The organism is Bacillus sp. 1A (assembly GCF_052682215.1).
Map to the genome: position 1 here is coordinate 5,688,280 of NZ_JBQYLZ010000001.1, position 12,263 is coordinate 5,700,542.

General features: G+C 35.0%; 9 protein-coding genes. 5 read left to right on the top strand and 4 right to left on the bottom strand.

All coding sequences use genetic code 11. The annotated features are described in order from the left end of the window. The first annotated feature begins 179 nt into the window (after nucleotides 1-179). On the top strand, nucleotides 180-2,543 hold the full coding sequence (gene secA2, locus ACUN0F_RS29130; protein WP_000935166.1) for an accessory Sec system translocase SecA2: 2,364 nt from the start codon (nucleotides 180-182) through the stop codon (nucleotides 2,541-2,543). A gap of 13 nt (nucleotides 2,544-2,556) precedes the next feature. After that, a complete protein-coding gene (locus ACUN0F_RS29135) occupies nucleotides 2,557-3,435 on the top strand; it encodes an accessory Sec system S-layer assembly protein (protein ID WP_445540621.1) in 879 nt (292 codons plus the stop codon). A gap of 92 nt (nucleotides 3,436-3,527) precedes the next feature. Here ACUN0F_RS29135 and ACUN0F_RS29140 read toward each other — a convergent pair whose 3' ends face one another. Both ACUN0F_RS29140 and ACUN0F_RS29145 read right to left on the bottom strand, forming a co-directional pair. Further along, nucleotides 3,528-3,887: a hypothetical protein gene (locus tag ACUN0F_RS29140; protein WP_000278034.1), complete on the bottom strand. Its 360-nt coding sequence runs from the start codon at nucleotides 3,885-3,887 to the stop codon at nucleotides 3,528-3,530. A 218-nt stretch (nucleotides 3,888-4,105) separates the two neighbouring features. Beyond that, nucleotides 4,106-5,584 (bottom strand): SulP family inorganic anion transporter, encoded by a 1,479-nt coding sequence (locus ACUN0F_RS29145; RefSeq protein ID WP_445540622.1) that lies wholly within the window; start codon nucleotides 5,582-5,584, stop codon nucleotides 4,106-4,108. A 336-nt stretch (nucleotides 5,585-5,920) separates the two neighbouring features. Between ACUN0F_RS29145 and ACUN0F_RS29150 the strand changes: the two genes are divergently transcribed. After that, the gene (locus ACUN0F_RS29150) at nucleotides 5,921-6,391 is read left to right on the top strand and encodes a hypothetical protein (RefSeq protein ID WP_000955002.1); all 471 of its coding nucleotides are present in this window, start codon (nucleotides 5,921-5,923) and stop codon (nucleotides 6,389-6,391) included. An 89-nt stretch (nucleotides 6,392-6,480) separates the two neighbouring features. On the opposite strand, the gene ACUN0F_RS29155 is transcribed toward ACUN0F_RS29150, so the two are convergent. Further along, on the bottom strand, nucleotides 6,481-7,299 hold the full coding sequence (locus ACUN0F_RS29155) for a MerR family transcriptional regulator (RefSeq protein ID WP_445540623.1): 819 nt from the start codon (nucleotides 7,297-7,299) through the stop codon (nucleotides 6,481-6,483). Nucleotides 7,300-7,408: 109 nt separating this feature from the next. Here ACUN0F_RS29155 and ACUN0F_RS29160 point away from each other — a divergent pair, with 109 nt between their 5' ends. Together ACUN0F_RS29160 and ACUN0F_RS29165 are read left to right on the top strand one after the other, a co-directional pair. Further along, nucleotides 7,409-8,041, top strand: coding sequence for a GNAT family N-acetyltransferase (locus tag ACUN0F_RS29160; RefSeq protein WP_445540624.1), 633 nt, complete (start codon nucleotides 7,409-7,411; stop codon nucleotides 8,039-8,041). Nucleotides 8,042-8,176: 135 nt separating this feature from the next. Then, nucleotides 8,177-8,782, top strand: a complete 606-nt coding sequence (locus ACUN0F_RS29165; RefSeq protein ID WP_264463071.1) for a DedA family protein — start codon at nucleotides 8,177-8,179, stop codon at nucleotides 8,780-8,782. Nucleotides 8,783-8,885: 103 nt separating this feature from the next. On the opposite strand, the gene ACUN0F_RS29170 is transcribed toward ACUN0F_RS29165, so the two are convergent. Further along, the gene (locus ACUN0F_RS29170; RefSeq protein WP_445540854.1) at nucleotides 8,886-11,978 is read right to left on the bottom strand and encodes a Cna B-type domain-containing protein; all 3,093 of its coding nucleotides are present in this window, start codon (nucleotides 11,976-11,978) and stop codon (nucleotides 8,886-8,888) included. Nucleotides 11,979-12,263: the final 285 nt, after the last annotated feature.

The following is a 12,263-nucleotide window of genomic DNA, read 5'->3' on the forward strand; positions in this document are numbered from 1 at the left end:
ATTAAATTATCATACCAAATTTCTTATATATTGAATACTTTCTTTTTTATAGCAAAATGAAAGTATACTTACTCAAAAAAACGAGTTCGCTCAAACTTCCTACCACTTTCCATTTCTACTTTTTTCTAGTATAACTATACTATAATGTATCTATTGTCAGTAAGAGGAGTGTTACAAGAATGCTGAATTCGGTCAAGAAGTTATTGGGAGATTCACAAAAAAGAAAGATTAAAAATTATGAACAACTTGTGAATGATATTAATCAATTAGAATCTGTAATGGAAACATTATCAGATGGTGAACTACGCCAAAAAACTGTTACTTTCCAAAATATGTTACAAAACGGAAAAACAGTTGACGATATAAAAATAGAAGCATTTGCTGTCGTTCGAGAGGCCGCAAAACGAGTACTTGGTCTTCGTCACTACGACGTACAGTTAATCGGTGGCCTTGTATTACTAGAAGGAAACATCGCTGAAATGCCTACAGGAGAAGGAAAAACTCTCGTTTCTTCTTTACCCACTTACGTACGTGCTCTTGAGAAAAAAGGCGTTCACGTTATCACAGTAAATGATTATTTAGCAAAGCGTGATAAGGAATTAATCGGACAAGTTCATGAATTTCTTGGATTAACAGTTGGATTAAATATGGCACAAATGGAATCTATCGATAAAAAGCGCGCTTATGAAGCGGATATTACATACGGAATTGGTACTGAGTTTGGTTTCGATTATCTTCGTGATAATATGGCATCATCTAAGTCACAACAAGTACAGCGCCCATATCACTTTGCAATTATTGATGAGATTGACAGTGTTTTAATTGATGAGGCTAAAACTCCACTTATTATCGCTGGGAAAAAGTCAAGCAGTTCCGATTTCCATCATTTATGCGCGAAAGTAATGAAATCATTCCAAGACACTCTGCACTACACTTATGATGCGGAAACAAAAGCATGTAATTTTACAGAAGATGGAATTACAAAAATTGAAGAGTTATTTGATATCGATAACTTATATGATCTAGAGCACCAAACTTTATATCATTATATGATTCAAGCATTACGTGCACACGTAGCTTTCCAACTAGACGTTGATTATATTGTCGAAGACGAAAAAATTATGCTTGTTGATATTTTCACAGGACGTATTATGGATGGCCGCTCTTTAAGTGACGGATTGCATCAGGCACTTGAAGCGAAAGAAGGCTTACCGATTACAGATGAGAATCAAACACAAGCATCTATTACTATTCAAAACTTCTTCCGTATGTATCCAGCCTTATCTGGTATGACAGGTACAGCAAAAACAGAAGAAAAAGAATTTAACCGCGTATACAATATGGAAGTTATCTCAATTCCAACGAATCGTCCTATACTTCGTGAAGATAAAAAAGACGTCGTATATGTAACAGCCGACGCTAAATATAAAGCTGTCTGTGAAGAAGTAATAAATATACATAAAAAAGAACGTCCTATTTTAATTGGTACGATGTCCATCCTTCAATCTGAAACAGTTGCACGTTATTTAGATGAAGCTAATTTAACTTATCAACTATTAAATGCCAAAAGTGCTGAGCAAGAAGCTGATTTAATTGCATTAGCTGGAAAAAAAGGAAAAATTACAATTGCTACAAACATGGCAGGACGCGGAACCGATATTTTGTTAGAAAAAGGCGTCCATGAGCTTGGCGGTTTACATGTAATCGGAACAGAAAGACATGAATCTCGCCGCGTTGATAATCAATTAAAAGGGCGAGCTGGTCGACAAGGTGACCCTGGAAGTTCTCAATTCTTCCTTTCATTAGAAGATGAAATGATGCAACGCTACGCAGGTGAAGATATAGAGAAGCTAAAAAAACCACTTAAAACTGATGAAAACGGTTTAATTCTAAATACTAAAATTTATGATTTAATTAACCGTACGCAATTAATTTGTGAGGGTAGTCATTTTTCAATGCGTGAATACAACTTGAAATTAGATGATGTCATAAACGACCAACGAAATGTAGTTTACAAACTTCGTAATAACCTTTTAAACGAAGAAGTAAATATGATAGAAATTGTCATTCCAATGATTAAAAATACACTAACCGTTATTGCTAAAGATCATTTATTAGAAGGAATGCTTCCTGAAGAGTGGGATTTTACTAGACTAGTAGAAGATTTACAAAAAGTTTTATCTACCGAAGAAATTCCAGCATTATCTGCTAATAACGTTCATTCTACTGAGGACTTACAAGAGCTATTAAAAGATACTCTTACAAGTTATATAGAACGTGTTAACGATTTAGAAAGTAATGAAGATGCACAAGAAGTATTACGTCAAATTAGCTTGCACTTCCTGGATTCTGGTTGGACAGACCATTTAAGTGCAATGCAACATTTAAAAGAAGGTATTGGCTTAAGACAATACCAACAGGAAGATCCGGCACGACTTTATCAAAAAGAAGGTTTTGAAATCTTTTTACACACATTTAGCCATTTTGAAAAAGAAGTTGCTTTATATTTAGCAAGATATATAACTGTTCCACAAAATATATAATGAGGTGAATTGCATGCTATCATTTTTAAAAAAGGCAAGAAAAAAAGGTAGAGACTCTGTAATTTCTGGTTCTCAATTATTAGGAACCGAAGAAAACAGCAATAATACAAAAAACGTAAAACCTAACTTATACTTCCATCCTTCTTGGAATGAGGTTTCACAAGAACAGAAGTATATTTATCAATTTTTACATAAATCTTTACCTACCTTACAAGAAAATCAAATTTCGCTAGCCGGAATTGAAAGTAAAAAACATGAAAATGCTTATTATATTACTACATTCATTCGTAGTAGTGTAAAATATCCAATTCAATTTGAAACTCTTACTCTATCTTTATTAAATAAAAATGGAGAAACATGTGCACGTCAAACATTTGATTTATCACACTTAGAAGAAATCCCATCAAATGTAAATATGCCTTGGACTTTCGTCTTTGAAGAAAATTCAATTACGGAAGCAACGCTATCACCTGAAGACTGGCAACTAGTATTTGAATTAAAAGGAAAACATTTATTAGATTTAGATCCTATATGGAAAGAAAAGCTACCTGCAAGTGCAATAATGAAATTACAAGAAATTGTTGCTAACCTAAATCCACCTACAGAAGATGAAATTAACTTCCTAGGGCTAAACGCAGTTGTAGAAGAAAACGGAGATTTGAACGCAACTATTTTAATTCGTAATGGCTATAACCAAAACATAACTCTTGAGCAACTTCCATTGCATATTTCAGATCGCTCTGAATCTACCGTTGCGGAACAAACATTTGTATTAAAAGATTTTCAAATTAAGGCCAATTCTACGAAACCTTGGACCTTTACATTCCCGGCTGATTCAGTATCAAAAGAACCAATCGATTTATCTAAGTGGAAAGCCTTTATCCCACAATAACCGTCATTACTCGCTAAGCGAGTAATCAAAAACACGTCGTATTCTTTTATGAATACGACGTGTTTTCCTATGTAAACTATTATGTAATTCAACTACAAACGTTCAATATGATACGCTGCTTCCAACTTACAAAAATCATCTATATTATTTACTTCGTAATCTTTTAAAATTTTTAATTGCTCTTCAGTCGGCTCTTCATTAATAAGCTCGTTAATTTTCTCATTCACTTTTACTGCTAGCGCTTGATGGAAATCTGGATGTTCTTTCAACTTGTCATCTACTTTATTAATCCAAGTTGATTTTGTATATAAATATTGTTTCCACTGTTCAACAAATTGTTGTATGTCAAACTTTTCTTCGTTCCATTCAATTTCCTTCATATACTTCTCAAAAGAAGCAACGATTGAACGTGTAATCCCGACTTTTACTCCATGTGGTAACTGTTTGTACATCAAATATTCCCTCCAGCTTAAAGCGATTTCTTTTCAGTGTAAAGAAATCTTAAAATTCTTACACTTATTACGATAGCATACTGCTAATCTAAAATGTTACTATACTGCTAAGTGTATCAATTGTCAACAGACGTATAACATCTGGATATTCAAATTCAATACATACATATGCGAATAATCAGAAACCCTCACATTTTATCACATGAGGGTTCTTATCTCTAACTTGTTTTTGCCTTTAAGAATTGCAATTGTTCCCTCTGCTCATTACTTGCCATCGTCACGATTATTTGTTCAATACTCGGATGCAATTGCTCAAGTGTCACACTCGCGCCCGCTTTATCCGATTGCTCAACAAAGTTTAACAATGCCATCGCTCCTGATACATCCATATAGCGCACATCTTTCATACGTAAAACGACCGGAGACTTTACGTCTTGTAAAGTCTGAAAAACACGATCCACTGTTAGGAAAGAAAGTGGACCTTTAATTTTATACGTCGCTTCCTTTTCTTTTACAATAGAAGCTTTACGTTCTTTACATTTCACCATGTATATCATGAACGAAAGAATAATACCGAATGCAACAGCGATCATTAAATCAAACTTCACTGTGACAACCATCGTTACAAGCATAACAATGACATCACCTTTTGGTGCTACATGCATTTTCTTCATGCTTTCCCAATCAAACATGCCAATACCAGTTAAAATTAAAATACCTGATAATACAGCAAGCGGAATGTATTGTACGACCGATCCAAGTCCCATAATGAAAATAAATAATATAACACTATGCATACATGCCGAAAGCGCCGTTTTACCACCGCTTCTTATATTAACGATAGATCGTACAGTCGCTCCTGCCCCTGCTAATCCGCCAAACAACCCGCTCATCATATTACCGATACCTTGTCCGACCAGTTCTTTATTACTTTTATGACGTGTACCCGTCACATTATCCATTACGACCGATGTTAACAACGAGTCAATCGATCCTAATAAAGCAATACTAAGCGCTGGTAAAATAAGTTCTCCGATGCCTGTTCCACTTAAAGATGGAATATGAAGCGTCGGCATCGCTTCTGGAATCGTCCCAATCTTTTCAATCACCTTATTTAATGACAAGTTTCCGATAATCGGCAACTTCACTGTAAGCCCTTCTAACGCAGAAGAAAATAAAGGAAGCAAAGCCGTCACACCAACTAATGCAACTAAACTAGATGGAATAGCCTTAATCCATTTTCCAGAAACAATCATTACAATAATCGTTAATACTACGAGTAGAAAACTATTTTGCACATGCTTTATTTCACCTAAAATAATAATTAATGCGATTCCGTTCATAAATCCTGAAACGACAGGATACGGAATATATCGCACGTAAGAGCCAAGCTTACATACACCAAATAAAATTTGAAACAGTCCCGCCATCATAAAGGCTATAAAACTCGCCTCTAACCCGTGCGTCGCAATAACCCCTGTTGCAATAACCGTAATCGGTCCAGTTGGCCCGGTAACCTGCCCCGGTGTACCACCAAATAACGCCGCAAATAAACCTGCAAAAATCGCACCATACAATCCGACTAGTGCTCCCTCAGACGTTCCCGTTGCAGCAATACCAAATGCAATGGCAAGTGGCAACGCAACAATCGCAACCGTAAAACCAGCTAAACATTCCTTTGCTATTTTTTGAAACATATAATAACCACCTTCATATAAAGTGAAACTTTAATCAGTGGGTGTGTTCCTCCCCCACTGATTATTAGTTGAACCAATCGGGCTTTTACGGGCAGTTGATCTCCCACCTAACTTCCTCGCATTCGTCGAAATTTGAGGTGGGAATCTTACTGCCCGTTAATGCGGGATTAAGTCCATTTTCCATTGTACACCTAAAAGAATACATTCGTTAGCCCACTTTTTACAGTATCGTGACGTAAACGTATTCAATTGTAAACTCACGCCGCATCTTTGGAAACCATTATAACTGTGCTATAATAGATAAATTAAATCTTTTATTATATATTTGGAGGCACTATGCTAACTTTTGAAGAAAAATTATCGATTATTGAATCTTTCCCAGAATTAGAAAGAAAGAACGTATCATTAAAACGTGTGAACTTTCACTTTGAAGAAAGTCGTTTAGATAAAAAGAACGTTGTATATCATTTACATCCAAATGGAAACGGCTTTGTATATGCAAACTTCATTAAAGGTTATAAAACAGATGATAAAGGCATGATTAACATCCGTGAGTTTTCAGAAGAAGAACTGCGTTCATTAATTGAAAAAGTAATTGAACGTCTATCACAGGAGCCAGAAGAAATTGTTACACCAATGGAACCTGCTGCAGAAGAAGAATGGAAGAACGAAGACGGCCACATCCTAACTCTTATTCAAGAGGATGATATGTGGAACGTGTACGCTGGTGTAAACTTAGACGGTACATTCAACTCTTATCCAGAAGCTGCAGAATACCTCGATGAAGAAGGATTTTCACGTAAATAATACGATTCAATGAGGCTGTCCCATTTTTAGGGACGGTCTCTCTTATTAAGTAAGTAGACTTTTTGGATCGTTCCCCTAAATGTATAGCATCAAAACTTCTTATTCTTACTATCCCCTATCAAAATTTGAATTTGACAACTATACGTCTCCGTATTGAAAACATCACTAACTAACTCCACTTCAATAAAACTCTCTACTTCTATATTATTTTCTTTTATATATTTAATTATGGTATTTCGACGTTCTTCCTCATTTTCTTTACTATACGCTAACGTTATATATTTCCCGCCCGGTAATACTTTTATATTTTGCATCTCTTCCATATGTACATCATCTCGTACTTTATTAAAAACATACTTCGGTTCTACATCCCAATTTGCATTTACGTTGTAGAGAATCCCCATCTCCATTTCCATCTTCTCTTCATAATCTTGCACGATTTTCTCTAAATCGGAATAATACAGTAACTCCTGTAAACTCCCTACTTCTTTACAAGGCGCAACAACGACATAACGCTGTTCAAAAAATCCAATAGATATTTCATCATTCTTTAATATTTCCTGTGAGCTCACTACTTTCGCATGTAAGTCATCAATCGTTTCCATTACCTCTTTCATTTTCTTTATATGCTCTTCCGCTTCTTCTCTCTTCAATTGTAAAAATCGTAGCAATTTATCCGTATTACGTTCCTTAAAAATCTCTTGCAGCTCTACTATGCTCGTGTTCAACTCTCGACAGCTTTTTATAATATCAATGTGAATAAATTGATCTATAGAATAATATCTATACCCCGTTGATTCATCAACATGTTTTGGAATAAGAATCCCCATCTTATGATAGTATCTTAGCGCTTTTATCGTAATATCCTTTATTTTTGCAACTTCTCCAATAGAAAACATTTTTTTCATTTACATCTCTTCCCTTATATTTTTTCATGTGTAACCATTGACTCTCTCCTTAGAGGAGACCTTACTATTTATAATAAGTCATTTACATTAATAAAGGGAGTATACCATTATGAACACAGTAAAATATAGAAGTCTTGTTAAGCAAGACTATGAGCCTATAAAACATTTAATTGGTGAAGCTTTTGGATTTAATGAATTCATTACAGATAAAAAATTTTTAAACTCAGTATTAAACTTTTATCTACACAGTTGTATTTTAGGAAGTTCCTTCAGTAAAGTAGCTGAAAAAGATAATAAAGTGATCGGTGTCATTTTAGGCGATTCTGAAAAAGATAAAAACCGTTTAAAGAGCTTCCATAACACTGTTAGCTTTGCCTTTAACACGCTAAAGCTATTCATAACGAATAAAGAGAATAGAGAATTTCTAAAAGCATTTATACAAGTACAAAAAACATATAAAGAACTCATTCAAGGAAAAGAAGATCAATTTCAAGGCTGTATACAATTATTCATCGTATCCGAAGAATCTAGAGGTCTTGGAGTTGGGAAGTCTTTACTAAACGATTTGTTCCAATATATGAAAAAAGAAGACGTAACATCTTTATATTTATATACAGATAACGAATGTAACTATGAATTTTATGACAGACAAAACTTCCAATGCATACAAGAAAAAGCCGTTAATTTTGGACCAACGGAAGAAGATTTCAACGTATTTTTGTACCGCTATAACTTTAACTAATTAATATGTACACTTCAATGCTCTTTGCTACTTAGCAAAGAGCTATCTTGAATATGGCCAAATAAAAAACCTTCCGCTATTATTCGTTAAAGTTGATTCAAATAGAGGGAACTCACTATAAAAGGAGCGCACAACATGGAATGGATTCATGAATTATTTCAGCAATATGGGTATTATGTAGTACTTGTCGGTTTACTTTTAGAATATATTGCGCTTCCGTTTCCAGGAGAGCCTACATTAGCCTATGCAGGATTTTTATCACACCAAGGAGATTTAAGTCTACCAATTTTAATTATGTTATCTTTTATTGGGACAAGTGTAGGTATGACCTTCCAATACTTTGTAGGAAATAAACTAGGCATGCCCTTCATTCAGAAGTACGGGAAATATGTATTTTTAACCCCCAAAAAAATTAATTTAACAAAAATGTGGTTCGATAAATACGGCTACTTTCTAATCTTTATCGCCTTTTTCATCCCAGGTGTCCGTCATTTCACAGGGTACTTTGCAGGAATTATCAACTTACCATTTCGCCGCTTTGCGATGACAATTTATTCAGGTGCTCTATTTTGGGTATCCTTCTTCTTACTCGGTGGTTATTGGTTAGGTGAAAATTTAGAAGAGATCTTCCAAATACTTGGGCAACACATATGGAAAATTCTCTTCGGTATAATTATCATTACGCTAATCACCCGATTTCGTAAAAACATAAAGCATATGATTTTAAAACGCATTAATTAAAACAATAAAATTCAGCTTAACTACGTACGAAAATAAAAAAGCGAAGACTATAGTCTCCGCTTTTTTTACATACATTTTGTTTCCGAACGAACTCTCATGTTCATTAGTTTTTCTGACGTCTAAACAACAGCGCTCCGAAAAGTAATAAGAACATACCTGCCATAACAGAAGTAGCTTCTGTTGATGCTCCACCTGTTTGAGGAAGAAGTTTTGATTTCTTATTATTTTCTTCACTTGATGATACTTCAGATTTATTTTGCACTTCTACTTTACTGCGTACATCTTGCTTGTTTTGTACTTCTACTTTTTCTTGTACATCTTGTTTGTTTAATACTTCCGGTTTCTCCGTAACCTCTGGCTTCTCTAACTCTTTCGGTTCTTCTGTTACTTTCGGCTTTTCTTCTTTTATTTCTTCTGTTGTTTCTTCTTTATTTTGTTCTTCTTCTGGTGTTACATGAATTTCCGGTTTCTCCGTAACTTCTGGCTTCTCTAACTCTTTCGGCTCTTCTGTCACTTTTGGCTCTTCCGGTTTTTCTTCTTTTATTTCTTCTGTCGTTTCTTCTTCAACTTTTTCTTCTTCTGGTGTTACATGAATTTCCGGCTTCTCCGTAACTTCTGGCTTCTCTAGCTCTTTCGGCTCTTCTGTTACCTTTGGTGTTTCCGGTTTTTCTTCTTTTATTTCTTCTGTCGTTTCTTCTTCAACTTTTTCTTCTTCTGGTGTTACATGAATTTCCGGCTTCTCCGTAACTTCTGGCTTCTCTAGCTCTTTCGGCTCTTCTGTTACCTTTGGTGTTTCCGGTTTTTCTTCTTTTATTTCTTCTGTTGTTTCTTCTTTATTTTGTTCTTCTTCTGGTGTTACATGAATTTCCGGTTTCTCCGTAACTTCTGGCTTCTCTAACTCTTTCGGCTCTTCTGTCACTTTTGGCTCTTCCGGTTTTTCTTCTTTTATTTCTTCTGTTGTTCCTTCTTCAACTTGCTCTTCTTCTGGTTTTACATGAATTTCCGGCTTCTCCGTAACTTCTGGCTTCTCTAACTCTTTCGGCTCTTCTGTCACTTTTGGCTCTTCCGGTTTTTCTTCTTTTATTTCTTCTGTTGTTCCTTCTTCAACTTGCTCTTCTTCTGGTTTTACATGAATTTCCGGCTTCTCCGTAACTTCTGGCTTCTCTAACTCTTTCGGCTCTTCTGTCACTTTTGGCTCTTCCGGTTTTTCTTCTTTTATTTCTTCTGTTGTTCCTTCTTCAACTTGCTCTTCTTCTGGTTTTACATGAATTTCCGGCTTCTCCGTAACTTCTGGCTTCTCTAACTCTTTCGGCTCTTCTGTCACTTTTGGATCTCCCGGTTTTTCTTCTTTTATTTCTTCTATTGTTTCTTCTTCAACTTGCTCTTCTTCTGGTTTTACATGAATTTCCGGCTTCTCCGTAACTTCTGGCTTCTCTAACTCTTTCGGCTCTTCTGTCACTTTTGGCTCTTCCGGTTTTTCTTCTTTTATTTCTTCTGTTGTTCCTTCTTCAACTTGCTCTTCTTCTGGTTTTACATGAATTTCCGGCTTCTCCGTAACTTCTGGCTTCTCTAACTCTTTCGGCTCTTCTGTTACCTTTGGTGCTTGCGGTTCACTTGGGACTTCCAGTTCTTCTATTGACTCTTCTTTACCTTGCTCTTCTACTTCCGTTACTTCGTGGATTTTTATATTTATAATATCATATCCGTTAACTTTCGATTGATATCCTGATACTAGTTGTTCTTTCACTTCATACGTATAAGTTTTTCCGGCATTATCAACTGCTGGTAGCTTTCCAAACTCATATTTCCAATCATTTGCTGCCGTAACTTCTTTTGTTGCAATGACTTTACCATTTTGCAGTAAATCTACTTTAATCGTTTTTGGGCGATCGTTTACTTTATCGCCTTCCCACGTTTTCGTTCCTGCAACAGATGTAGTTTTTAACTTATTTGAAATCATAAGTTTAATTCCATTTACAGCATCCGGCTTAATTGTAAAAGAAATTTTTGCTTTCGGATCAAACTCTACGTAGCTCGGAGCAGCGATTTCTTGCACATAGTAATTACCTGGAGCAAGGTTTGGCGCTTCAACTATTCCGTCTTGATTTGTTGTATAGGAATCACCAATTTGCTGACCTGACTCTGTAAATAATTTAAAAGAAACACCTGGGATCACTTTCCCTTCGTTTCCTTCAATATGCTTTACAATTTGCAGCGTTCCTTTCGCAGGTAAATCCCCTTCAGCTTCGCCACCGAATGATATATTTTTAACCTTTACACTATTAGATTCAGAAGTAGGCTTCTCATATAAAATTTGATAGTCAAGTTTATAGTCATTTTGTAGAAATTCTAACTTTTTCCCACTCTCAGTTATAGTTGATGTATAGGCAATAGTAAACGAAGTGGCGTTCCCCATATGTCTATAAACTACAACTTCAAATGAATTATCGCTAGTAAACTTAATATATCCATAACCTCGCTGTTGAAATTTCTCAAGAGACAAATATTCTTTATTATTAATCGTTATATAGAAACTACCTTTATTAAGCATTTGTCCTTCTTGTAACGTATCTTTCAAAACGATATTGTCATGTAAATACTGTTTCTTTAAATTTATATTTAAAAACCAACGTACTTCATTACTTTTATCTGGCTGAATATCACCAGATTTATAGAAAAAGATTCCCGGTTCTTTCCCGTCCCCTTTTGGATGCGTAATACTTACCATTTGTTTTTCTAAATCTGTCCCTAAATTCGTTTGTACATCTTTCGTCTTTCCGGCTTCAACATTCGTACCTTGAACAGTGAAATTAAAGTTCCCTCTAATATCTTTAAGCTTCTCTACCGTATCATTAAATGTACAAACCACATTATTTGCATTAATTTGGCACGTGCCAAAAACACGCCCTGCCTCATCCTTTAACGCAATTGTGCCACTATAACCTTTTAATTCTGGAGGAAGTGCTAACGTTAATGTATCCCCGGACTTCATCTTCTTCCCAGGCTTTTCACTAAAATCTACACGTATGCTAGTCTGTTCCCCATAATTTAATTTTGTTTTTTCAATCGCAAAACTATCAACAAATCCTGTCGTATTTAATTCTTGAGCATGCCCTATGATAGGCATAAAAACTTGTCCAATAAGAACAGTAAAAATAAAACAAATCACAGATATTCTTTTTAAATATGTACTCATAAAACCTCCAATATTAATTGTTAAACTTTTAACCATGAAATCTATTCCACCCAAAATACCCCTTAAACTAAGGGGGTACAGACTAAAGATTATTTGCAGCATCAAACCATCGTTAGTTCTACAACATAAAATAATAAACAATACAATTCATTCACTATATTGTGTTCATTCCTACTTTTTTCGGGCAGCCAACAATAAATACTATTCCTAATAAAAACACATTACAAGACTGTTCATTTACATATTAATTTGTTACTATATTCATGCTACCAAAATATACTAAAT